The organism is Stenotrophomonas sp. GSD10 (genome assembly GCF_056172695.1).
This window is the reverse complement of sequence record NZ_JAOCMC010000002.1, coordinates 953,263-977,811: the sequence shown is the minus strand read 5'-3', so window position 1 is coordinate 977,811 and position 24,549 is coordinate 953,263. Positions and strand designations below refer to the sequence as shown.

General features: G+C 67.2%; 16 protein-coding genes and 3 pseudogenes. 9 read left to right on the top strand and 10 right to left on the bottom strand.

Annotation, left to right across the window (positions count from 1 at the left end; genetic code table 11):
* Positions 1-164: 164 nt before the first annotated feature.
* Complete coding sequence (locus tag N4G47_RS04705) at positions 165-1,415, top strand: alkaline phosphatase family protein (RefSeq protein ID WP_475285534.1); 1,251 nt, start codon at positions 165-167, stop codon at positions 1,413-1,415.
* A gap of 129 nt (positions 1,416-1,544) precedes the next feature.
* On the opposite strand, the gene N4G47_RS04700 is transcribed toward N4G47_RS04705, so the two are convergent.
* Positions 1,545-1,724, bottom strand: a complete 180-nt coding sequence (locus N4G47_RS04700) for a 30S ribosomal protein THX (protein ID WP_010483110.1) — start codon at positions 1,722-1,724, stop codon at positions 1,545-1,547.
* 110 nt (positions 1,725-1,834) lie between these two features.
* Positions 1,835-2,248: a MerC domain-containing protein gene (locus N4G47_RS04695; protein WP_008264835.1), complete on the bottom strand. Its 414-nt coding sequence runs from the start codon at positions 2,246-2,248 to the stop codon at positions 1,835-1,837.
* Positions 2,249-2,383: 135 nt separating this feature from the next.
* Between N4G47_RS04695 and N4G47_RS04690 the strand changes: the two genes are divergently transcribed.
* From N4G47_RS04690 to N4G47_RS04675, 4 genes are all read left to right on the top strand, one after another.
* A complete protein-coding gene (locus N4G47_RS04690; protein ID WP_475285533.1) occupies positions 2,384-4,588 on the top strand; it encodes a TonB-dependent receptor in 2,205 nt (734 codons plus the stop codon).
* A gap of 201 nt (positions 4,589-4,789) precedes the next feature.
* Positions 4,790-5,356, top strand: a complete 567-nt coding sequence (locus tag N4G47_RS04685; RefSeq protein WP_107230289.1) for a TetR/AcrR family transcriptional regulator — start codon at positions 4,790-4,792, stop codon at positions 5,354-5,356.
* Positions 5,356-7,029 (top strand): MFS transporter, encoded by a 1,674-nt coding sequence (locus N4G47_RS04680; protein ID WP_475285531.1) that lies wholly within the window; start codon positions 5,356-5,358, stop codon positions 7,027-7,029. Before N4G47_RS04685 ends, N4G47_RS04680 begins: the two co-directional genes overlap by 1 nt.
* A gap of 10 nt (positions 7,030-7,039) precedes the next feature.
* Positions 7,040-8,206 (top strand): HlyD family secretion protein, encoded by a 1,167-nt coding sequence (locus tag N4G47_RS04675; RefSeq protein WP_475285529.1) that lies wholly within the window; start codon positions 7,040-7,042, stop codon positions 8,204-8,206.
* Between the two features lie 118 nt (positions 8,207-8,324).
* Here the strand turns inward: N4G47_RS04675 and N4G47_RS04670 are convergent, their stop codons facing one another.
* The 7 genes and pseudogenes from N4G47_RS04670 to creB all read right to left on the bottom strand — a co-directional run bounded on the left by N4G47_RS04670 (position 8,325) and on the right by creB (position 16,045).
* Entirely contained in the window at positions 8,325-8,816 is a 492-nt protein-coding gene (locus N4G47_RS04670; protein ID WP_107230286.1) for a Fur family transcriptional regulator, read from the bottom strand.
* A 34-nt stretch (positions 8,817-8,850) separates the two neighbouring features.
* Positions 8,851-10,254 carry a glutamate--tRNA ligase gene (gltX, locus tag N4G47_RS04665; RefSeq protein ID WP_475285527.1) on the bottom strand — a complete coding sequence of 468 codons (1,404 nt, stop codon included), beginning with the start codon at positions 10,252-10,254 and terminating at the stop codon, positions 8,851-8,853.
* A gap of 93 nt (positions 10,255-10,347) precedes the next feature.
* On the bottom strand, positions 10,348-11,931 hold the full coding sequence (locus N4G47_RS04660) for a M20/M25/M40 family metallo-hydrolase (RefSeq protein WP_475289889.1): 1,584 nt from the start codon (positions 11,929-11,931) through the stop codon (positions 10,348-10,350).
* Positions 11,932-12,035: 104 nt separating this feature from the next.
* Positions 12,036-12,445 (bottom strand): annotated as a pseudogene (locus N4G47_RS04655) (hypothetical protein).
* Between the two features lie 10 nt (positions 12,446-12,455).
* Positions 12,456-13,774, bottom strand: a pseudogene (gene creD, locus N4G47_RS04650) (cell envelope integrity protein CreD).
* An 81-nt stretch (positions 13,775-13,855) separates the two neighbouring features.
* Positions 13,856-15,316 (bottom strand): two-component system sensor histidine kinase CreC, encoded by a 1,461-nt coding sequence (gene creC, locus N4G47_RS04645; RefSeq protein WP_475285525.1) that lies wholly within the window; start codon positions 15,314-15,316, stop codon positions 13,856-13,858.
* A 3-nt stretch (positions 15,317-15,319) separates the two neighbouring features.
* Positions 15,320-16,045, bottom strand: a complete 726-nt coding sequence (gene creB / locus N4G47_RS04640) for a two-component system response regulator CreB (RefSeq protein ID WP_475285524.1) — start codon at positions 16,043-16,045, stop codon at positions 15,320-15,322.
* A gap of 35 nt (positions 16,046-16,080) precedes the next feature.
* On the opposite strand from creB, the gene N4G47_RS04635 reads away from it, so the two are divergent.
* The 4 genes and pseudogenes from N4G47_RS04635 to N4G47_RS04620 all read left to right on the top strand — a co-directional run bounded on the left by N4G47_RS04635 (position 16,081) and on the right by N4G47_RS04620 (position 21,889).
* Complete coding sequence (locus N4G47_RS04635; protein WP_107230277.1) at positions 16,081-16,938, top strand: 23S rRNA (adenine(2030)-N(6))-methyltransferase RlmJ; 858 nt, start codon at positions 16,081-16,083, stop codon at positions 16,936-16,938.
* Positions 16,939-17,033: 95 nt separating this feature from the next.
* Positions 17,034-17,579 (top strand): GNAT family N-acetyltransferase, encoded by a 546-nt coding sequence (locus N4G47_RS04630; protein WP_046987672.1) that lies wholly within the window; start codon positions 17,034-17,036, stop codon positions 17,577-17,579.
* Between the two features lie 184 nt (positions 17,580-17,763).
* Positions 17,764-21,228, top strand: a complete 3,465-nt coding sequence (mfd, locus tag N4G47_RS04625) for a transcription-repair coupling factor (RefSeq protein WP_475285521.1) — start codon at positions 17,764-17,766, stop codon at positions 21,226-21,228.
* A 44-nt stretch (positions 21,229-21,272) separates the two neighbouring features.
* Positions 21,273-21,889 (top strand): annotated as a pseudogene (locus N4G47_RS04620) (HD-GYP domain-containing protein).
* 368 nt (positions 21,890-22,257) lie between these two features.
* Here N4G47_RS04620 and N4G47_RS04615 read toward each other — a convergent pair.
* Positions 22,258-24,351 carry a M13 family metallopeptidase gene (locus tag N4G47_RS04615; protein WP_475285519.1) on the bottom strand — a complete coding sequence of 698 codons (2,094 nt, stop codon included), beginning with the start codon at positions 24,349-24,351 and terminating at the stop codon, positions 22,258-22,260.
* Positions 24,352-24,549: the final 198 nt, after the last annotated feature.

Below are 24,549 nucleotides of genomic sequence, written 5' to 3'. Positions count from 1 at the left end.
CTTGGTCGACACGCTGGATGGGTTTGCGGAGTGCCTCTGGTGAGGAGCCCCTTCTTGTTGAAGGGGGCGCGCCGAAGGCGCGGGGATAAGGAAAATGCGTGGACACGGCGCGCTTTCCGGCGCCGTGTCTTGGGCGCGTCATTGCAGCCGCTTATCATGCATGGATGACTTCCGTACGCCTGACCTGTTCGCTGGCGCTGCTGCTGCCATTGGCTGCCTGCACCACCGCGCCCGCCCCTTCCGCCTCCGCTCCCACCGCTGTCGCTGCGGCCGCGCCGCCGAAGCTGCTGCTGATCTCCATCGACGGCCTGCGCGCCGACGCACTCGATCGCGGTCTGACCCCGAACCTGCAGCGTCTGATCGACGGCGGCGTCCGCGCACGCTGGATGACGCCTTCGTACCCCTCACTGACCTTCCCCAACCACTACACCATCGTCACCGGTCTGCGCCCGGACCACCACGGCATCGTCAACAACAGCATGGACGATGCAGCGCTGGGCCGTTTCGAACTGAGCAACCGCGACGCGGTCACCACCAGCGGCTGGTGGGGCGGTGAACCGATCTGGGTCGGTGCCGAGAAGGTCGGCGTGCGTACCGCCACCACCTCCTGGCCGGGCAGCGAATCGGCAATCGGCGGTGTGCGCCCCAGCCAGTGGCGCGTGTACGACAGCAAGGAGCCGCTGGAGCAGCGCGCCGGCATCGTGCTGGACTGGCTGGCACAGTCCGACGCCGATGCACCGCGCCTGACCACGTTGTACATGGAACATGTGGACAAGGCCGGCCACAACCACGGCCCCGAATCGACGCAGTACGCCGAGGCCATCGCCCGTGCCGACCTGATTGTCGGCCAGGTGCTCGATGGCCTGCAGCAACGTGGCCTGGCCGCCACCACCAACGTGATCGTGGTGTCCGACCACGGAATGGCGTCGGTGCCGGAAGGCCAGGTGATTTCCACCGAATCGATGGTCGACCCCGCCATCGCGCGCAATGTCAGCCAGGGCCAGTCGATCGGCTTTTCGCCGGTGGCCGGCCGTGAGGCCGAAGCCGAACGCGCCCTGCTCGGCCGTCACGCACACTATGAGTGCTGGAAGAAGGAGAACCTGCCGGCGCGCTGGCACTACGGCACGCATCCGCGCATTCCGGCCATCGTCTGCAACATGGACGAAGGCTGGGACGCGCTGCACCAGCAGAAGCTCGCCAAACGCGTCCAGCAGGACCGCGGCTCGCACGGCTACGACAACGCACTGCCATCCATGCGCGCGGTGTTCGTGGCCGGCGGCCCATCGTTCCGCCAGGGTCTGGTGATCGACGGGTTCGACAACGTGGATGTCTACCCGCTGCTGGCCCACCTGCTGCAGGTACCGGCCGCGCCGAATGATGGCAACCCGGAAACGCTGAAGCAGACGCTGCGCTGACTTCCCCGTAGAGCCGAGCCCATGCCCGGCTGCATTGCGCCAGCCGAGCATGGGCTCGGCTCTACAGAAACGCGCATAAAAACGCGGCGCCAGGCGCCGCGTTTTCTTTGGACCGGTCGGTCGGCCGGATCAGGCCTTGGCGACGGTCTTCTTCGCCACAGCCTTCTTCGCCGGAGCCTTGGCCACGGTCTTCTTGGCAACCGGGGCGGCGGCGCCTACGGCGACCTTGCTCGCGGTGTGCGAACGGGCGTTGCCGTAGCTGGCGTTGTAGCGCTTGCCCTTGGCGGTCTTGCGGTCACCCTTACCCATGTCTTCAACTCCTCAAGTGTGAAATCTGGTTACCCCGTACTGACACGGGTTCGGCGGGGCCGCCTTGCTGGGCGCCCCCGCGCACGATCGAAAATCCTATCACGGAGCGCCTAGTGCGCGCAGCTTGCGTCGTGCACGTGGCCGTGGTTCAGGCGCAGATTGACCAGATGGGCAACCCCCACCAGCAGGCCACCGATGGTCATCACCACCGCGTGCGGCACCGCGTTGTGGTGCAGCGGGTCGTACAGCACGCCGGCCCACAGCGCGACCAGACCGGGAATCAGGAAGCCCAGCGCACGCAGCGCGCCATGGCGGCGGTAGCCCCAGACCAGGCTGAACAGCCCCAGCAGGGTGACGAACACCACCAGAGCCTGCTCCACGCCATCACTCAGCCAGAACGACAGGCCCAGCGAAGGCGCCGCCGCCAGCAGCACGGGAATCACCGCGCAGTGCACCGCGCACAGCATCGAACCAGTGGCACCGAAACGGTCGAGCAGGTGGCGCAGGCGTGAGGACAGGGACATGACTTCCAGCAGGGTCGGCGAATCGTTATGGAATAATATAACATCCGTTCCCGACCCGCACGGTTTCCCCTCCCCTGTCCCGCCGACGGGATACGTGCGCCCCGCGATTGATACATTGTAACAAAGGACCTGCCCATGCCCGCCCAAACCCTGCGCTTCAAGCCGCATTCCCTCGCCCTGGCCCTGGCCGCCCTGCTGCCATCCACGGCCTTTGCCGCCGGCCAGGACACCGCTCATCGTGACCGCCACCTGACCGAGCTGTCGTCGGTGCAGGTGACGGCCTCGCCGCTGCAGGGCGATGCCGAATCGCTGGCGCGCCCGGTCGACGTGCTTGCCGGCGAACGCCTGGACGAGCAGAAGGCCGGCACCCTCGGCGATACCGTGGCCAAGCTGCCCGGCGTGCAGAGCACGTTCTTCGGCCCCGGCGTCGGCCGCCCGATCATCCGTGGCCAGGAAGGCCCGCGCGTGGCGGTGCTCTCCAACGGCATGGGCAACATGGATGCCTCCACGGTCAGCGCCGACCACGCCACCAGCATCGAGCCGTTCCTGGCCGACCAGATCGAAGTGCTGAAGGGGCCGGCCACGCTGCTGTTCGGCAGCGGCGCCATCGGTGGTGCGGTCAACGTGGTTGATGGCCGCATCGCGCGCGAACTGCCGGAGCGCCCGCTCAGCGGCCGCGCCGAACTGCGCGGCAATTCGGTGAGCAACGAGCGCAGCGGCATGTTCCGCCTCGATGGCGTCAGCGGCAATGTCGTGCTGCACGTCGATGGCCTGGTGCGCAATGGCGACGACTACCGCATTCCCGGCTATGCAGTGATCGACAGCCTGGAAGATCATCACGACGACCATGACCACGACCATGCGGGCGAGGAAGGCGAAGAACCGCGCCGCGGCCGCCTGGACAACAGTTCCATCCGCACCCGCGCCGGTGGCGTCGGCGCCACCTGGCTGGGCGAAGGTGGCTACTTCGGCGTGTCAGCCAGCACCTACCGCACCAACTATGGCATTCCCAACGGCGCCCACGTGCACGCCGACGGCGACGATCACGGCCATGACCACGATCACGATCATGGCGACGAGGAAGAAGGCGACGAGCATGACGTGCGCATCGACATGGTGCAGAACCGCTTCGAGACCAAGGCCGGCATCTACAACCCGGTTTCGTTCCTGAAGAACATCAACGCGCGCGTGGCCTACACCGACTATGAGCACGTGGAGCTGGAAGCCGGCACGCCGTCGACCCGCTTCACCAACCGGGGCATCGAGGGCCGCCTGGAGGCGGTGCAGCAGCAGATCGGTGGCTGGGACGGCGCCTTCGGCCTGCAGTTCGGCAACAGTGATTTCGGTGCCAAGGGTGAAGAAGCCTTCGTCCCGGATACCGGCACGAAGAACATCGGCCTGTTCGTGCTGCAGGAAAAGCAGTTCGGCCCGTTCAAGCTGGAACTGGGCGGCCGCCACGACCAGGTCAAGCTGGACCCGACCGGCGACTACCGCCGCCGCACGTTCGGTGCCACCAACCTGTCCGCAGCCGGCATCTGGAAGCTCAACGACGCTGTTGATCTGCGCATCGGCGTTGACAGCTCCGAGCGTGCACCGACCAACGAAGAGCTGTACGCCGCCGGCGCGCATATCGCCACCCGCTCTCTGGAAATCGGCGATGCCAACCTGAAGACCGAGCGCGGCCAGCGCGTGGAACTGGGCATCCACACCCACAGCGAACGCCTGGACTTCTCTGCATCGGTCTACCAGACCAAGTTCAAGGACTTCATCTACCTGGCCGACACCGGGGTGACCGAAAGCCTGCCGGTCCGTGCCTGGACCCAGCAGGACGCGGTGTTCCGCGGCGCAGAAGCCGAGGCGCTGGTGCATCTGTTCGAAGGCGGTGCCGGTGACTGGGACCTGCGCCTGTTCGGTGACTACGTGAAGGCCAAGCTGGATGGCAGCGGCAGCCGCACGCTCGACATCGCGGTGCCGCACGGCGACCACAACCACAATTACTCGGTGGAACTGGCCAACACCGGCTACCTGCCGCGCATCGCACCGGCCCGCGTCGGCGCCGACCTGCGCTGGTCGAAGGATGGCTGGCGCGCCTCGGTGGGTGCGGTGCGTTACAGCCGCCAGAAGGACGTGGCGCAGAACGAGGAGCCGAGCAACGGCTACACGCTGGTCGATGCGCACCTGGCCTACCGCTGGGACCGCAACGCCAGCAACAGCTACGAGCTGTTCCTGGATGGCAGCAACCTGACCAACCGCGAAGTGCGCCCGCATACCTCGCTGCTGCGCGACTACTCGCCGCTGCCGGGTCGCGGCGTCGCTATTGGCATCCGCGCGTTCTTCTGACCGCACACGCCGGGGTCGGATCCCTTTCCACAGGAAAGGGCTCTGACCCCACGCCATCAAAACGGGGGCCTTCGGGGCCCCGTTTTTGTTTCAGCCGCACCCCATCACGCAGGCGTCACAAAGATGTGCGTACGACAACAACCGGACAATCCCGTCACTCACTGTCTCGCCATACGGACATTTTTGTCCGAAAATAATTCCATGACTGCCCAACGTGCCGATGCTGCCGCCCGCCGTGCCCTCATCCTCGATGCCGCCGACCATGTCTTCGGTCAGCATGGCGTCACCGCCCCGCTGGACCTGGTGGTCGAGCGCGCCCAGGTGGGCCGGGCCACCCTGTACCGCAACTTTCCCGACCGCACTGCGCTGATCCAGGCGCTGCTGCAGCGCACGGTTGATCGCATCCGGCGCCAGGTCGAACAGCTCGGCGACCGCGACGACGCCCTGTTCGAGGTGTTCGAGGGCATGGCCCAGCGCATCATCGATTCGCCGGCACTGGCCGATTACTGGCGCGCGGTCGATTCGGACGTGCCGGCCATGCGCACCGCACGCGAAACCGTGCGTGATCTGCTGGAAGGCCCCATCAACCGCGCCAAGGCCGCCGGCCTGTGCCGCGCCGACCTGGACAAGACGGATATTTCACTGATCTCGGGCATGCTGGGCGCCGCCCTGCGCGGCAAGACCCGCGACGAGCGCGCCCATCTGGCCGGGCGTGCCCTGCAACTGCTGCGCGGGGGTCTCCAGGGAGCTGCCAGCGAGGCCCGCTGATGGTCCAGCCGTATCTGAAGCCGGTTCCGGATTGGGAAGAGCACGAGAAGCCGACCATGCCCGGCTCGGCGTCGATGCCCTGGCATCCGCCGCATCGACGCGTCGCCTACGCACTGGTGTCGCTGCTGGTGGCGATCACCGGCGGCCTGGGCAACGCGCTGGTCACCGCCAACCTGCCGTTCCTGCAGGGCCAGCTGGCGCTGACCCCGACCCAGGGCAGCTGGCTGGTGGCGGCCTACGCGATGGTCAATGTCACCGCCAACCTGCTGGCCTTCAAGTTCCGCCAGCAGTACGGCATCCGCCTGTTCGCCGAGATCGGACTGGGCCTGTATGCGGCGTTGGCGGTGCTGCACCTGTTCGTCGGCAGCTTCGAGACCACGATGCTGACCCGGGCTGCCAGCGGTTTCGCCGGCGCGGCCTGTTCGACGCTGGGCACGCTGTACATGCTGCAGGCGCTGCCGCGTCGCTTTACCGGCAATCTGCTGGTGGTCGGCGTTGGCCTCTCACAGCTGGCGGTGCCGATCGCCTGGATCGTTTCGCCGGGCCTGGTCGATACCGGCCAGTGGCACCAGCTGTATTCGTTCGAGGCGGGCCTGGCGCTGTGTGCGTTCGCCGCCGTGGTGGTGCTGAAACTGCCGCCGGGCATCCAGGTGAAGGCGTTCGAGCCGCTGGATTTCCTCACCTTCGCACTGCTCGCGCCGGCGGTGGCGCTGCTGGTGATCGTGCTCGCACAGGGCTACACGCGCTGGTGGCTCAACACGCCCTGGCTGGGCTGGGCGTTGATCGCCTCGATCGCGCTGTCGACCACCGCCTTCATCATCGAACACTACCGGCGCAACCCGCTGCTGCAGACGCGTTGGCTGGCCAGCCTGCCGGTGCTGCATTTCATCATGGGCGCGTTCCTGATCCGTTTCCTGACCACCGAGCAGTCCTATGGCGTGGTCAACCTGATGCGCACGCTGGGCATGGGGCCTGACCAGATGCGACCGTTGTTCGTGGTGATACTGGCCGGCGTGGTCACCGGCATCGTGGGCACCGCGCTGACCTTCGGCCCGAAGCGGCTGATTCCGCAGCTGCTGATGGCGATCCTGCTGTTGGGTGCGGCGGCGTTCTTCGACCAGCACCGCACCAGCCAGGACCGCCCGCAGGACTTCTTCGTCAGCCAGTTCCTGGCTTCGGTCGGTGCCGGCATGTTCATGGGACCGTTGATCATGCTCGGCATCTCCGCCGCGCTGAAACAGGGCGTGGACCACATGATCACCTTCCTGGTGACGCTGTCGATCACCCAGACGCTGGGCGGCCTGGCCGGCTCGGCGGTGCTGGGCACCTTCCAGTTGCATCGCGAACAGCTGTATTCCAGCGCGCTGACCAGCCAGCTCGACCCGGCCGATCCGGTGGTGGCGCAGCGCCTGCGCCTCCAGCAGCAGTTGTACGGCGCACAGATCACCGATCCGATGCTGCGCAGCGCACAGGGCAGCGCGCAGCTGGCGCAGACCACGCGCCGCGAAGCCAACGTGCGCGGTTTCAACGATGTGTTCACCCTGAGCGGCTGGCTGGCGATCGGCTTCCTGTGCTGGTTGCTGCTGCTGTCGCTGCGCACCGCCGTGCTCAGGCAATGGCGCAAGCGTCATCCCTCCTCCCCTGCCGTGGCCACGCCGGCCGCAACCCGCTGAGTCCACTGCCATGCCTCCGGTTCCGCCCCGCACCGACGACACCGACGACGTCACCCCACCGCCACCGACCGACGCCGCCCCCGCGCCGACGCCGGTCGAACCGGCCCTGCCGCCGAAGTACCTCAAGCCCAGCGCACGCAGCGTGGTGGTGATGGCAGCGGTGGCGCTGCTGGGCATCGCGCTGATCCTGCGTGCCTGGCACCTGTGGCCGTTCACCAGCGCCGTGATGGTGACCGACAACGCCTATGTGCGCGGGCAGATCACGGTGATGGCGCCGCAGGTGAACGGCTACGTCACCGAGGTGCTGGTGAAGGATTTCCAGCATGTGAAGCAGGGTGAGCCGCTGCTGCGCATCGATGACCGCATCTACGCACAGCGCGTTGCGCAGGCGCAGGCCACGCTGGACAGCGCGCGTGCGGCGCTGGCCAATTCGGACCAGTCGCAGGCGCAGAATCGTGCACAGATCGCTTCGGTGCACGCCACGCTGTCGGCCGGGCAGGCCGAACTGCAGCGCTCGCGCAACGAGCTGAAACGTTACGAGGAACTGGCCGCGCAGCAGCTGGTATCGATCAACGACCGCGACAAGTTCCGCACCAGCCAGGCCTCGGCGCAGGCCAGCGTGCAGCAGGCGCAGGCGCAGATCCGCATCGCCGAGGAGACCCTGGTCTCGACCCAGGTGGCGCGCAAGAGCCTGGAAGCGCAGGTGGAGAGTGCGCAGGCGCAGCTGGAGCTGGCCCGCATCGACCTGGCCAACACGGTGATCCATGCGCCGCGCGACGGCCAGATCAGCGAGGCCAGTGTGCGCGTCGGACAATACGTGGCCGCCGGCTCGCAGCTGCTGTTCCTGGTACCGGATGCGCTGTGGGTGGTGGCCAACTACAAGGAAGGCCAGACCTGGCAGATGCGCATCGGCCAACCAGCCACCTTCGCGGTGGATGCGTTCCAGGGCCAGGTGCTGCGCGGCCATGTGGAGCAGATCGCGCCGGCCACCGGCTCGGAGTTCAGCGTGCTGCGGCCGGACAATGCCAGCGGCAACTTCACCAAGGTGGTGCAGCGGCTGCCGATCCGGATCTCGATCGATCCGGGGCAGGAACTGGCGGCGCGGCTGCGGCCAGGCATGTCGGTGATCGCGCGGGTGGATACCGCGGCGGAGCCCGCGCCGGCACCCAACCGGTAGAGTCGACTGTCAGTCGACTGCTCTTGCTCCAAGATTCGCGCGCTAGTCGACTGACAGTCGACTCTACCGTGGTCGACCCCGAGCCTCATGCCGGCCAGCGGCCGGCACTACCGCACCTTCAGCCTGCGCAGCGCGCGCAGAGCCCGTGCACTTCCAGGGTCTGCGCCTGCGGCTGGAAGCCCAGTTCCTTGGCGCGCTTTTCCAGCTGGCTGACGATCTCGCGGTCTTCCAGCTCCACCGCGCTGTGGCAGCTGTTGCAGATCAAAAACGGCACCGAGTGCGCCGCGCTGCTGGGATGATGGCAGGCCACGAAGGCGTTGACCGATTCGAGCTTGTGCACGAAGCCATTGGCCATCAGGAAGTCCAGCGCACGGTACACGGTGGGCGGGGCATCGGCGCCCACACCCTTGCCGTTGCGCACCCACTCCAGCAGCTCGTAGGCCTTGACCGGCTTGCCGGCCTCGGCGATCAGCTTCAGCACATTGGCGCGGATCGGGGTCAGGCGCAGCCCGCGTTCACGCGAGACACGCTCGACCACCGCCACGAAATCCGTTGCGTCATGGACGTGGTGGTGCGGGGCGGTACAAGCAGTTGCGGTCTTGGCGGGCATGCGCGTTCTCCGGTTCGGGCCTGGCAAGGATGCCTCAGGCCGTTGCTACCTTGGTGATGGCCACGTCGATGCGTTTCAAGGCCTGCTCGCGGCCGGCCAGGTACACGGTCTGCGAAATGTCAGGGCTGACCTGGGTGCCGGTGATGGCCACGCGCAGCGGCTGGGCGACCTTGCCCATGCCGATCTCCAGTGCCGCGGCCGTGTCGTGCAGGGCCACGCCGACCGCTTCGGCGGTCCATTCCGGCAGCGCCGCCAGCAGCTCGCGGGCCTTGCCCAGCGCCACCTCGGCACCGGCCTTGAAGTGCTTGGCCACCGCGGCCTCGTCGTAGGTGGTCAACGGCTGGTACCAGACCACGGCGCTCTCGGCCATGTCCTTCAGGGTCTGCACGCGGTCACGCAGGGCCACCACCACGTCCTCCGGCGCCGGGCCGGCGGCCACGTCCAGGCCCAGCTTCTGCAGCTGGTAGACCAGGTGCGGGGCGATGCTGGCCGGCGTCTCGCTCTTCAGGAACTGCTGGTTGACCCAGCCCAGCTTGGCCATGTCCAGGCGCGAGGCCTTGGAATTGCAGTCCTTCACGTCGAACAGCTCGATCAGCTGCTTGCGGCTGAACAGCTCCTGGTCACCGTGCGACCAGCCCAGGCGGGCCAGATAGCTCAGCAGCGCGTCGGGCAGGTAGCCGGCGTCCTTGTACTGCATCACGTCGGCCGCGCCGGTGCGCTTGGACAGCTTGGCGCCCTGCTCATCCAGGATCATCGGCATGTGGCCGAACTTCGGCACCGGTGCACCGATGCCTTCGTAGAGGTTGATCTGGCGCGGGGTATTGTTGATGTGGTCGTCGCCGCGGATGACCTCGGTGATGCCCATGTCCCAGTCGTCCACCACTACCGCGAAGTTATAGGTGGGGTAGCCGTCCGGGCGGAAGATGACCATGTCATCCAGCTCGCTGTTGGCGATCTCGATGCGGCCCTTGATCAGGTCGTCGAACACCACGGTGCCGTCCAGCGGGTTCTTGAAGCGGATGACGCGGTTCGGGTCGTCCTTGCGCGGCAGGCCCAGCTCGCGGGCGGCGCCGTTGTAGCGCGGCTTCTCCTGCCTGGCCATGGCGGCTTCGCGCATGGCATCCAGCTCTTCGCGGGTTTCGTAGGCGTAGTACGCCTTGCCGTCGGCCACCAGCTGCTCGGCCACTTCCAGATAGCGGGCCACGCGGTCGGTCTGGTAGATCGGGCCCTGGTCGTAGTCCAGGCCCAGCCAGTCCATCGCCTCCAGGATGGCGTCGATCGCCGCCTGGGTGCTGCGTTCACGGTCGGTGTCCTCGATGCGCAGCACGAACTCGCCGCCACGGTGGCGGGCCTCCAGCCAGCAGTACAGTGCGGTGCGGGCACCGCCGATGTGCAGGTAACCGGTGGGGCTGGGGGCGAAGCGGGTGCGGCAGGTCATGGAGGGCTCGAGGAACGGGAATCCGCCGATTTTACCACCAGCCCCGGAAAGGCAAGCAGGGACCGGTGCGCCCGGCCCCTGCCACCCGGTTTTTCAGGGCTGCGGTTCAGCCTTGCGCGGGAAGGACTGCTCGCGCATGGCGGCGTTGTAGGCGAACGAGGCGACGATGGCCGCGGCCTGCTTCAGGTCTTCCGGTTCGGCGTGGTCCCAGGTGTCCAGATGGGTATGGTGGACATTGGTGAAATAGTCCAGCCGGTCCTGGATGAACTGGAAGCCCGGCAGGCCGATGCGGTCGAAGCTGATGTGGTCGGTGCTGCCGGTGTTGCGGGTGGCCACGGTGGTGGCGCCCACGTCATGGAACGGCGCCAGCCAGGCTTCGAAGATCGGCATCGCCGCCAGGTTTTCCTGGGCGTAGATGCCACGGAAGCGGCCCGAGCCGTTGTCCATGTTGAAGTAAACCTGGAATTTGCCGTAATCGCGGGTCTTGCGCAGCGCGCCAGTCGGCTCGCGCAGCGAGGCCGGCAGCGCCTTCTGCGCCGGGTCGGAGGGCTCGGGGAACTGGCCGAAGTGCTTGGCCACATAGGCCTGCGAGCCGATCAGGCCCTGCTCTTCGCCACTCCACAACGCCACCCGGATGGTGCGCTTGGGCTTGGCGCCGGTGGCCTTGAGGATGCGTATGGCCTCCATCATCACCGCCACGCCGGCGGCATTGTCGGCCGCGCCGGTGCCGCTGTGCCATGAATCCAGGTGCGCGCCGATCATCACCACTTCATCGGGCTTGCTGCTGCCGCGGATCTCGGCCAGCGTGTTGTAGCCAGGCTGGTCGGCCTCGTCGGTGAAGCGTGCGGCCACATCCACGCGCAGGCGCACGGTCTGCTTGGTCTCCAGCGCGCGCACCAGCGGATTGAAGTGCTCGCTGATCATCGCCAGCTCCGGAATTCCGACCGACTCACCGGCCTTGCGCGAGCCGCCACCGGCCACACGGATGATGCCGTTGTCCCAGCTGCTGATGCTGATCGAGGCCAGCGCCCCCTCTTCGACGAAGAACGCATTGACCTTGGCCGTCAGCGTCTGCCGTTCCTGGTATTCCTTGGCCCGCTTGGCGCGTTCTGCGGTGGCGTCCTTGTCCTTGGGCAGGGTGAACTCCTGCAGGCCTTCCAGCGAGGTGGCATCGTGACGGTGCGAATCAGCTTCGGTGCCGCGCTTGTACTCGCGCGCCTCGCCCAGCAGCAGGATCTTGCCGCGCAGCTTGCCGCGATACTTCTCGATGTCTTCAGGCTTCTTGATCTCGACCTGCACCAGCTCGCCTTCCACCGGCCCCTGCGTGCCCGGGGTCCAGGCCTTGGGCAGCGCATGCAGCGGCTGGATGCGGTCACCCAGCATTTCCACGCTGGCCGACGTGAACTCCCAGCCACGACCGAAATCATCGAAGGCTTCGTCGTGGACGTTGTCCAGCTTCCATTCGTTGAACTTGCCGCGGGTCCACGCGTTGGCGCGCCCCATCGCCGGCGAATTGGTCAGGCGCGGCCCGATCCGTTCGGTGAGGTAGCTGAAGGTGTCCATCACCTGCGAACGATGGAAGGCCTCCTGGCGGATGCGGCTGACCATGTCCAGGTCCACCGTCTCGCGCTGCTGCGCCACTGCGTTGCCACCCATCGCCAGCGCTGCGGCCAGCATGCCCCACTTCAACACATCGCACCCCTGCCTTGCGGCCTGCTCATCAACCCGTCGAGTCTAGCCAGCACGGGCGCGGCGATACCGTCCCATCGGTCATGGGGCGATCACCCATTCCATCCCAGCCACAACTGCGCCCGTTCCGGCAGCAGCAGCAACCAGTGCCGCCGGTCGATGCTGCTGCAGCCGTACACCGCCGCATGTGCCGGCCAGTCCTCCGGCAGGCCCCTCATGCCGATCTCGGCCAGCGCCGCCGCCCCGGCCTTCCATGGCCGGTAACGCGGTACCCGGCCTGCGACCGCGCCACGTCCGTGCCGCGCGTCCTGCAACCAGCCCAGGCCCTGCCCCTGCAATCCTTCGCAGGTCACCGCAGCCAGCTGGAAACGGACCAGGCCGGGGGCGATCCGTGCCCCGGCAGGGCCGCCAGCACACCATGTGCCTGCAGCAGTGCATCCACTTCCAGCAGGGCCGGGATGCCCTGCTGTGCCCGTTGTCGCAATCCCTGGCGCCAGCCCATCGCACGCTCCTTACTTCGGTTCCGCGCCGAGCGCGTACCAGTCGACCCGGCGGGTCACCCACATCGCCAGCGCCAGGATCACGAACAGCAGCAGCGAACCCATCAGCAACGCGTTGTTCTCCGACACCAGCAACCCATACAGCGCGCCGTACAGCACGGTCAGCAGCGCAGCAAAGCCGAGACCGCGTTTCCAGTGGCCCAGCACGTTGGCCAGGTACACCGCCTGCAGACCGATACAGGCCACAGCCGAGACCAGGTAGGCCTTCCAGAACGCGATGTGCTCGGACAGGCTGATCAGCAGCAGGAAGAAGATCGCCAGTGCCAGGCCCACCATCAGGTACTGCAGCGGATGGATGCGCAGCGACTTGATCAGTTCGAACAGGATGAAGCCGACGAAGGTGAGCAGCACGAACAGCACGCCATACTTGGAAGCGCGGTCGGCCTGGGTGTAGGTATCGACCGGATCGACCAGCGACACCGTCACCGCCTGCGAATCGATGGCCCCCTCGCTGCGCAGCTGGCGCTGGGCATCGGACGCCAGCGAAGACACCGCCCAGCGTGCATCGAAGCCCTGCGCATCGACGCGGCGCTCGTTGGGCAGGAACGCGCCGCTGAACGACGGGTGCGGCCAGCTCGAGCGCAACGCGATGCGGGTGTCGTCGCCGACCGGCACCACCGACAGCATGCGGCTGCCATCCAGCCGCAGTTCCAGCTCCACCGAACTGCCGGCCAGGGTGCCGCCCTGGTTCGCGGCGAAACCGGCCACCGGCGCATGCAGGCCACGGCCGACTTCGCTGGCTGCGCCGACGCCGGGCAGCAGACGCACCTGCTTGCCATCCACACGCAGGTTGGGCGTGCCCACCAGCCCGCGCACATCGGAGATGCCCAGTGCCACGTAGGGTTGACCGTAGACACGGCCGGCCTTCTGTGGGTAGTCGTCGGCGGCGAAGGTCGCCTTCAGCTGGCCATTCCAGCTGTACACCGGCACCTTGAACAAGCCGACCTCGCGCTGGCTCGGCAGCATCTCGCCCCCACTTCCAGCGAAGCCGGCATCTGCAGCCAATGGCCTTCGGTGACCTGCTCCTCGGTCTTCTTGTTGCCCTTGGCGTCAACCACTTCAACCTGCTGGCGTTCCACCCACGGCACCACCCGCACCGGCCCGACCAGCTGCTGCGCACCGGCACGGCTGTCGGCCACCCGCGCGAAGGCTTCGTCGCGGTACTGGCTGCGCTCGCTGATGACCCCGCGGATCATCGTCAGCGGAATCAGCAGCAGCAGGATCAGTCCGCCGACAATGGCGAACCGCAGCAGCATCTTCAGGGATTTCATGGTCCATCCTCGTTGGAGAGGGCTGCAGGATGGACCGCTGCCGTGAGCAGGGTTTGTGGCGAAGTTGAAGCGAGTGTGAAGTCAGCGCCGCGGGCGCTGGCCCGTCGCGCCCAGTGGCAGCCACAGACTGGCCACGGTACCGCCACCGTCGCGGGCATCGACACTGGCGCGGCCGTCGTGCAGGCGCGCGACCTCCTGCACGAACGGCAGGCCCAGACCGGAACTGCGCCGGCCGCTGCCGGGGCGGGCCAGCGAATAGAAGCGCTCGAACACCCTTTCGCGTGCATAGTCGGGAATGCCGGCGCCACGATCGGCCACCTGCAGGCGCACGCCCTGCCCCTCCGCGTCGGCCTGCAGCGCCACCTCTGCACCGGCGGGTGAGAACGCAATCGCGTTGTCGATCAGGTTGTGCAATGCCTGCCGCAGCAGATAGGCATCGCCCTGCACGGCCAGGTCGGGCACGTTGCCGATGCGGACCTGCACGCCGGCCGCCTGCGCGCGCACCTGCGCCGCCGCGGCCGCATCGGCCAGCAATGCCGGCAGCGCGATCGGGTCGCGGGTCTGCAGCCAGCCGTGCTGTTCCACTTCGGCCAGCGCCAGCAGCTTGTCGATGGTTTCGGTCAGCCGCTCCTGCTGGTCGACGATGCTGCGCGCGAAGTGCAGGCGATCGGCCTCCGGCAACGGCTCCTGCAGCAGCTCGGCGGCACCGCGGATCGCCGCCAGCGGGCTCTTCATCTCATGCGTCAACGACTGCACATACTGCTCGACGTAGGCCTTGCCTTCCAGCTTGCGGCGCATGGTTTCCAGCGCCTGGCCCAGGTCACCGATCTCGTCGCGGCGGCGCCGTGGCGGTGGCACCGGTTCGCCGGCGGTGACCGCGCGCGCATAGCGGCTGAGCTGGCCCAGGCCGGTGGTCAGCCACATCGTCACCAGCACCCCGACCAGCGCCGACAACCCGATCAACCACGCGCCGCGCTCGATGATGGCGCGCTGGCTGGCGGCAATGAACGGATCGATGCTGCGGTTGGGCTGGGCCAGGCTGAGCACGCCGATCAGCGTGCGTCCATCGGCCGGGTCGTACACCGGCGCCGCCACGTGCATCACCGTATCGCCGTCCTCACCCGGTATTTCCGGGCTGGAGCGGGCGCCGTACTCGCCGCGCAGGGTGCGGTAGACATCGTTCCAGCGCGAGTTGTCACGGCCCAGGTCGCGGCCCATCGAATCATAGATGACGATGCCCCTGGCGTCGGTGATGGTCACCCGGTAATCCAGCGAGCGCTTCGGGAACCGCCAGACCATCGCTTTCAGGTCGCGCTGGCGTGCCTTGGCCAGGTTGCGGGTGAAGCTGCCGCTGCGGATGGTGCCGGCCTTGACGTCGGCGGCGGCCATCTCCGCCAGCACGTTGGCGGCATCGACCAGGGTCGATTCCATCGCCTGGCGCACACCAGGCTTCACTTCGTTGACGAACACGCGCATCACGAAGAACGCGGCGATGCCGGTGATCAGGAAGAAGCCGAGGAACAGCTTCAGCACCAGGCGCATGGGCTACACCTCCAGCGCGTAGCCGAGGCCACGGTGGGTGCGGATCGGATCACTGCTGGCCCCGGCCGCGCGCAGCTTGGCGCGCAGCGTCTTTACGTGCGTATCGACGGTGCGGTCAGCGCTGTCGGCACTGCTGTCCCAGCCCCGGTCCATCAGCTGGGCACGGCTGAGGATGGCACCCGGGCGCTGCAGCAACGCCTCCAGCAATGCGTATTCGTAGCGGGTCAAATCCAGTGGGTGGCCATCGAAGCGGATGCGCCGGCCTTCGCGATCGATGGAGAACGCACCCTGTTCCTGCCAGCCAGTGTCGGCACTGGCCACGGCCGGGGCGGGCAGTGCACGGCGCAGGCGTGCCCGCACCCGCGCCACCAGCTCGCGCGGCGAGAACGGCTTGGTCATGTAATCGTCGGCGCCCAGCTCCAGGCCAAGCACGCGGTCCACTTCATCGTTGCGCGCGGTCAGGAAGATCACCGGCAGCTGCGCCGCCGGCCCGGGTTGGGCACGCAGCCGGCGGCAGACCTCGAATCCGCCCAGGTCGGGCAGCCCGACGTCGAGCACCACCACGTCGATATCCCCGGCCTGCAGCCGCAACAGGGCCTCACCGCCCAGCAGGCAATGGCTGGCGGCGTAGCCTTCGCTGCGCAGCGCATAGAGCACGGTTTCGGCGATGGCGGTTTCGTCCTCGACCACCAGGACATGGGCAACGGGCGCTGTCATGGCGCGCAGCATAGCCGCTGCGGCCGCCGCCCCGTACACTGCCGCCCATGAACTATCGCCACGCCTTCCATGCCGGCAACCACGCCGATGTGCTCAAGCACATCGTGCAGCTGGCCCTGATTGACAGCTTCAAGCGCAAGGACAGCCCGTTCTTCGTGCTCGACACCCACGGCGGTGCCGGCCGCTATCTGCTGGCCAGCGAAGAGAGCCGCAAGACCCTGGAGGCCGAGTCCGGAATCATGCGGCTGATGGCCCAGCCCAAGCTGCCGGAGGTGGTCGAGCGCTACCTGAAGGCGGTTCAGGCCGGTAATCCCGTGGGGGCGATGACCACCTACCCGGGGTCGCCGCTGCTGAGCGCACAGGCGATGCGCGCACAGGACCGAATGGCCGTGTGCGAGCTGCAGGAGGCCGAAACCGCCTCGCTGAAGGCGCTGTTCGCGCATGACAGCCGGGTCGGCGTGCATCCCGGCGATGGCTACGCGCTGCTGCGTTCGCTGCTGCCGCCGAAGTTCAACGGCAGCAAGATCGGCCGCGGCCTGGTGCTGATCGACCCGCCCTACGAGGCGCAGGACGCCGAATACCAGGCCGTCCTGGCCGCCCTGGCCGAGACCCTGGCACGCTGGCCGCAGGCCACCTGCGCGGTCTGGTTCCCGATCAAGCAGCGCCGCACCATCCTGCATTTCCTGCGCAAGGCCACCGCCCTGCCGGTGAAGTCGGCGATGACGATCGAGTTCCTGGTGCGCCCGGACGACTCACCGCTGCGCCTGAACGGCAGTGGCATGCTGCTGCTCAACCCGCCGTGGCAGTTCGACCGGGTGGTCGGCCCGGCCCTGCCGGCGCTGCGCCAGCACCTGGGTGAACCCGGTGCCAGCACCCGCCTGGATTGGCTCAAAGCGCCCGAATAACGGCCTTCACGAGGCTGTACCGCCGTGAGCCTTTCGTTCACGGAATGCAGCCCCGGTGATGCCACAATCGATGGACCACCAAGGAATCACCCGGTATGGCCACTCGCAACCGCATGCCGCCCTGGCATGAGATCTTCAAGGCTCCCAGCGGCCACGAGCTGCTGATCCGCCCCATCCGCCCGGAAGATGGCGCACCGCTGCAAGCGGCGTTCAGCCTGTTCGGGCCGGAAGAAATCCGTGACCGTTTCCTGCAGGCGGTGACCGAGCTGTCACCGGAAACCACCCAGCGCCTGACCCACCCGAATCCGAAGACCGAGATCACTCTGGTCGCGGCCGAGTCCCTGCCCGCTGGCGAAGCCGTGGTCGGCGCGGTCGCCCGGGCCTCGATCATCCCCGGCACCCGTGAGGCCGAGTACGCGATCCTGATCAGCCGCTTCCTGATCGGCCAGGGCCTGGGCCGGCAGCTGATGCGCAAGCTGGTGAAGTGGGCCCGCGGCAAGTATCTGGACCGCCTGTACGGCGACGTTGCCGCCGAGAACGAGCCGATGAAGCAGCTGGCCGCCTCGCTGGGCTTCAAGCCGGTACCGCACCCGACCGGGGCCGAGGGCCTGGTGCGGATGGTGCTGGAGCTGGACAACTGACGGTAGCGCCGGGTAGTCGAGCAAGCTCGACTCTACGGTCGCGGCGGCCGCTGGCCGGCAACATATTCCGGTAGTGCCGGCCGCTGGCCGGCATGACGATAGCCCAACGGTGCATGAGGCTGCCGGCCAGCGGCCGGCACTACCCGACGGGGTTTGATCGGGCTTCTGCTAAAATCTGCGGTCAATGTCGCGTACTTCATACCCCGCCCCGCCGCTGCCGCGTGCCGGCCAGCTCCGCGCCTGGTGGCGCGCCCCGGCCTCGCCAACTGCGCTGGCCTGGTATCTGGCCCAGGCCGCGCGCGCCCAAGACGCCCCGCTGCTGGTGATCGCCCGTGACAACCACGGCGCCAACCAGCTCGAAGCCGACCTGCATACCTTGCTCGGTGGCGACCCGGCCCTGCCGGTAGTGGCTTTCCCGGACTGGGAAACCCTGCCCTACGACCGCTTCAGCCCGCATCCGGACATCATTTCGCAGCGTCTGGCGGCCCTGCACCGCCTGCCCGCGCTGAAGCGCGGTCTGGTGATCGTGCCAGTGCAGACCCTGCTGCAGCAGCTAGCCCCGCGCAGTTACGTGATCGGTGGCAGCTTCGACCTGAAGGTTGGCCAGCGCCTGGACCTGGAGGCCGAGAAGCGCCGCCTGGAAAGCGCCGGCTACCGCAACGTGCCGCAGGTGATGGACCCGGGCGACTTCGCCGTGCGCGGCGGTCTGCTCGATGTGTTCCCGATGGGTGCCGACGCACCGCTGCGGGTGGAACTGCTGGACGAGGACATCGACTCGATCCGCGCCTTCGACCCGGAAAGCCAGCGCTCGCTGGACAAGGTCGAAGCGGTGCACATGCTGCCGGGCCGCGAAGTGCCGATGGACGAGGCCAGCATCGCCCGTGTGCTGGCCACGCTGCGCGAGCGCTTCGACGTGGATACCCGGCGCAGTGCGCTGTACCAGGATCTGAAGTCCGGGCTGGCCCCGGCCGGCGTGGAGTACTACCTGCCGCTGTTCTTCGAACGCACCGCAACCCTGTTCGACTACCTGCCCGAGGGCAGCCTGCCGGTGGTGTGCGCCGGTGCCGGCGAAGCCGCCGAAACATTCTGGGCGCAGACCGGCGAGCGCTACGAACAGCGCCGCCACGATGTGGAGCGGCCGCTGCTGCCGCCGTCTGCGCTGTACCTGTCACCGGAACTGCTGCGTGAACGGCTCAACGATGCCCCGCGCATCGAGGTCTGGTTCGCCGACCATGCGCGCATCGGCGATGCCCACGCGCTGGGCGATCAGCCGTTGCCACCGCTGCCGGTCGCCGCCCGCGAGGCACCCGCCGGCGATGCGCTGAAGTCGTTCCTTGGCCATTACCCCGGCCGGGTGCTGATCGCCGCCGATTCGCCGGGGCGCCGCGAGGCCCTGCTGGAAGTGCTGCAGGCCGCCGAACTGAAGCCACCGGTGGTGGCCGACCTGCCCGGCTTCCTCGCCAGCGACGCGCGCTTTGCGATCGCGGTGGCACCGCTGGAGGATGGCTTCGCACTGGACGATCCGCGCATCGCGGTACTCACCGAGCGCCAGCTGTTCCCCGAGCGCGCCGGCAGCACCCGCCGCACGCGCCGTGCCGGCCGCGAGCCGGAAGCGATCATTCGCGATCTGGGTGAACTGAGCGAGGGCGCGCCGATCGTGCACGAGGACCATGGCGTCGGCCGCTACCGTGGCCTGATCGCGATGGACGTTGGCGGCATGCCCGGCGAGTTCCTGGAAATCGAGTACGCCAAGGGCGACCGCCTGTATGTGCCGGTGGCCCAGCTGCACCTGATCAGCCGCTACTCCGGCGCCTCGGCGGAAACCGCGCCGCTGCATTCGCTCGGCGGCGAACAGTGGAGCAAGGCCAAGCGCAAGGCCGCCGAGAAAGTGCGCGATGTGGCGGCCGAACTGCTGGAGATCCAGGCCCGCCGCCAGGCGCGTGCCGGCCTGGCGCTGCAGGTCGACCGCGCGATGTACGAGCCATTCGCGGCCGGTTTCCCGTTCGAGGAAACCCCCGACCAGCTGGCCGCGATCGATGCCACCCTGCGCGACCTGGCCAGCAGCCAGCCGATGGACCGCGTGGTCTGCGGCGACGTCGGCTTCGGCAAGACCGAAGTGGCCGTGCGCGCTGCTTTCGCCGCTGCCAGTGCCGGCAAGCAGGTGGCCGTGCTGGTGCCGACCACGCTGCTGGCCGAGCAGCATTTCCGCAACTTCCGCGACCGCTTCGCCGACTATCCGATGAAGGTCGAGGTGCTGTCGCGCTTCAAGACCAGCAAGGAGATCAAGGCCGAGCTGGAGAAGGTCGCCGCCGGTACCATCGACGTCATCGTCGGTACTCATCGACTGCTGCAGCCGGACGTGAAGTTCAAGGATCTGGGCATGGTCATCGTCGACGAGGAGCAGCGTTTCGGCGTGCGCCAGAAGGAGGCGCTGAAGGCGTTGCGTGCCAACGTGCATCTGCTGACCCTGACCGCCACGCCGATTCCGCGCACGCTGAATATGGCCATGGCCGGGCTGCGCGACCTGTCGATCATCGCCACCCCGCCGCCGAACCGGCTGGCGGTGCAGACCTTCATCACCCAGTGGGACAACGCGCTGCTGCGCGAAGCCTTCCAGCGTGAGCTGTCACGCGGTGGCCAGCTGTACTTCCTGCACAACGACGTGGAAAGCATCGGCCGCATGCAGCGCGAGCTGTCCGAGCTGGTGCCGGAAGCGCGCATCGGCATCGCCCACGGGCAGATGCCGGAGCGCGAGCTGGAAAAGGTGATGCTGGATTTCCAGAAGCAGCGCTTCAACGTGCTGCTGTCGACCACGATCATCGAGTCGGGCATCGACATTCCCAACGCCAACACCATCATCATCAACCGCGCCGACCGCTTCGGCCTGGCCCAGCTGCACCAGCTGCGTGGCCGCGTCGGCCGTTCGCACCATCGTGCTTATGCCTACCTGGTCGCCCCCGACCGTCGCTCGATCACGCCGGATGCCGAAAAGCGCCTGGACGCGATTGCCTCGATGGACGAACTGGGTGCCGGCTTCACCCTGGCCACGCACGATCTGGAGATCCGCGGTGCCGGTGAACTGCTCGGCGAGGACCAGAGCGGACAGATGGCCGAGGTCGGCTTCAGCCTGTACACCGAGCTGCTGGAGCGCGCGGTGCGCAGCATCAAGCAGGGCAAGCTGCCCGACCTGGATGCCGGCGAGGAAGTGCGCGGTGCCGAGGTCGAACTGCATGTGCCGGCGCTGATTCCGGAAGACTACCTGCCGGACGTGCACACCCGCCTGACCCTGTACAAGCGCATTTCCAGCGCGCGTGACAGCGATGCGCTGCGCGAGCTGCAGGTGGAGATGATCGACCGCTTCGGCCTGCTGCCGGATGCGGCCAAGCACCTGTTCGCCATCGCCGAGCTGAAGCTGAAAGCCAACACGCTGGGCATCCGCAAGCTGGATCTGGGCGAGAGCGGTGGCCGCATCGTGTTCGAGTCCAAGCCGAACATCGACCCGATGGCGGTGATCCAGCTGATCCAGAAGCAACCGAACCTGTACGCCATGGAAGGGCCCGACAAGCTGCGCATCAAGCACCCGCTGCCGTTGCCGGAAGACCGCTTCAACGCGGCCCGCGCCCTTCTGACCACCCTCGCCCCGGGTTGATCACCCCTGAACACCCCGCGCCGGTCCTCACCCGGTGCGGGCGGATGACCATGTTTCCTGACGCCGTACCCGCCCCCGACCTGCTGCACGCGCAGGCCTGCCTGATCGATGCCCTCTCGATGTCGCTGCAGATGCGCGACGCCTACACCCGCCACCACTGCGACCGCGTTGGCCTGCTCGCGCAGCGCCTGGCCACGCACTGCGATCTCGACAGCGACGCATGCGAACAGATCGGCCTGGCTGCGCGCTTCCACGACATCGGCAAGATCGGCATTCCCGACGAGGTGCTGCTGGCTCCTCGCCGGCACACCGACGAAGAGCGCGCGATCATGCGTGAACATCCGGTGCGTGGCGAACACATCTTCCTGGCTACCGGCCGCAGCGATGCCGCGCCAGTCGCGCAGCTGATCCGCGCCCATCACGAGGCGTTCGATGGCAGTGGCTATCCCGATGGGCTGCGCGGTGAATCCATTCCCTGGGCGCGCGCATCGTCACCATCGCCGATGCCTACGATGCGATGACCAGCGTGCGTCCTTACCGTGCGGCGATGGCGCGCGAGACCGCGCTGGGCATCATCGATGCACAGTCCGGCGGGCTGGTGGATCCGTATGTGCTGCAGCGATTCCATCGGATGCTGGCGCAGGAACCGGCGCTGGCATGATCGCCGGCCGCAGGGCATGAACCGATGCGCCGGGTGACGCACTTGTAGAGTCGACCGTTGGTCGACTGCTCTTCGGTCAGATCACGAACATCCCACCGACGCATTTGTAGAGTCGACCGTTGGTCGACTGCTCTTCGGCCAGACCGCGAAAACCCCGCGCTGCGCGCGATAGTCGACCAACGGTCGACTCTACCGAGCAGGTTCCGTCGACTCTGCTGGTCGACTGCTCTTCGGCCAAATCGCGAACATCCCGCGCTGCGCGCGATAGTCGACTAACAGTCGACTCTACCGATCCGGTGGCATCGTGCCGGCAGACAAAAGGCCCGGCTTGCGCCGGGCCTCTTGCATCACGCATCAGCTGCGATCGATTACCAGATCACTACACGCTTGTCGTCGGCACGCACCATCGCATCGCCGGCCTTGCACTGGAACGCTGCGGCGAACGACGGCATGTTCGACGGCGCACCATTGGCACGGAAGTTGGCCGGGGCGTGCGGATCGGTGTTCAGACGCACGCGCAGCTCACCGTCGGTGAAGTTGCGGCGCCACACGGTGGCCCAGTTCATGAAGAAGCGCTGGTCCTGGCTGTGGCCATCGACGTCCACGTTGGCCTTGGGGTCTTCCTTCAGCGCCATCTGCAGCGCGTCGTACGCCACGGTCAGGCCGCCCAGGTCGCCGATGTTCTCGCCCAGGGTCAGTTTGCCCTTCACGAACACGCCCGGCACTGACTCGTAGCCGTCGAACTGCGCCACCAGCTGGTCGGTGCGCTCGGTGAAGGCCTTGCGGTCGGCGTCGGTCCACCAGTTGTCGAAGTTGCCGTTGGCGGCGAACTGGCTGCCCGAATCGTCATAGCCGTGCATCATCTCGTGGCCGATGACCGCACCGATGCCGCCGTAGTTCAGCGCCGGGTCGGCCTTGGCGTCGAAGAACGGTGCCTGCAGGATCGCCGCCGGGAACACGATCTCGTTCTTGGTGGCGTTGTAGTAGGCGTTGACGGTCTGCGGGGTCATGCCCCACTCGGTCTTGTCCACCGGCTTGCCGATCTTGTCCAGCATGTAGCGGTAGTTGAACGCACGCGCGGCCTGCATGTTGCCCAGGTAGCTGTCACCGTTGGTCTGCAGGCCCGCCCAGTCACGCCACTTGTCCGGGTAACCGATCTTCGGGGTGAAACTGGCCCACTTTTCCAGAGCCTTCTTCTTCGTCTCTTCACCCATCCACGGCAGCTGCTCCAGGCGCGCCTTCAGCGCCTGCGACAGGTTCTCCACCAGATGCTGCATGGCCACCTTGGATTCGGCCGGGAACACGGCGTCGACATACAGCTGGCCCAGGGCTTCACCCATGCCGCCGTTGACCGACTCCAGCACGCGCTTCCAGCGCGGCTGCATTTCCTTCTGGCCACGCAGGGTGGTGCCGTAGAAATCGAAGTTGGCCTTCTCGAACTGGCTGCTCAGGTACGGAGAAGCGTCGTCGATGGTGTGGAAACGCAGGTAGGCCTGCCAGGTGCTGGCCGGCACATCGGCCAGCATCTTGTCCATTTCACCGAAGAAGCCCGGCTGCGCCAGCGAGAACTTCTGTGCGGCCGGCACCTTGAGGGTGTCGAACAGCGCGGTCCAGCTGAAGTTCGGGGTCAGCTTGTCGGCGTCGGCGGCGCTGAGCGGGTTGTAGCGCTTGGCCGGGTCACGCATTTCGATGCGCGACATCGAGGCCTTGGCCAGGCGGGTTTCGAACGCCATCACGGCCTTGGCCTGCTCGGCGGCCTGTGCCGCGTCCACGCCGGACAGGGTCAGCACCTGTGCGATGTAGGCCACGTAGGCGTCGCGGATCTTGGCCTGCGCATCGTCGAAGTAATAGCCCTTCTCCGGCAGGCCGAGGCCGCCCTGGCCAACATAGGCGATGACGTTGGCCGAATCCTTGTAGTCGGCATTGGCGAACAGCGAGAACAGCACGCCCTTGCCCTCGGCCTGGCTGTCGCGCAGGTACTGGGTGATGGCGGCGGTATCGTTCAGCGCGGTGATCTTGTCCAGCTGCGGCTGCAGCGGCGCCAGGCCGGCGGCTTCGATCTTGGCCTCGTCGTTGCCGGTCTTCCAGATGTCACCGATCTTGGCTTCCACCGAGCCGGTCTTGGCCTGGCTGGCCGCGGCCTGCTGCACCAGAGTGTGCTGCACTTCCAGCGAGCGCTCGCGCAGGATCTCGAAGCTGCCCCAGGTGGTTTGGTCGCCCGGCACCGGGTTGGCCTTGAGCCACTTGCTGTTGACGAAGCCATTGAGGTCGGTACAGGCCGAGATCGACGGGTCCAGGTCGGCGCTGTTGAGCGAGATCAGCGGGGTCTTGATCTGCGACAGGTCGAAGGCCGGCTTGGCATCGGCGCTGGCGGCCGGCGCGGTTTCATTCTTGCCACAGGCGGCCAGCGAGGCGGCGATGGCGATCGTCAGGCCCAACGGGACCAGGTTGCGGACGTTCATGAGGCTCTCCTGCGGGTAATTTCACAGGGTAGCTGGGGAAGCCCAGCGTGGGGACCGGCCAAAGGTCACAGGGGCGAGCCTCTTGTAGAGTCGAGCCATGCTCGACTGCTGTTGGCCTGTTGCCGCAGGGGTCATGAACCTGGAACGGAGAGCAGTCGAGCGTGGGCTCGACTCTACAAAGAGAAGGCCGGCTTGCGC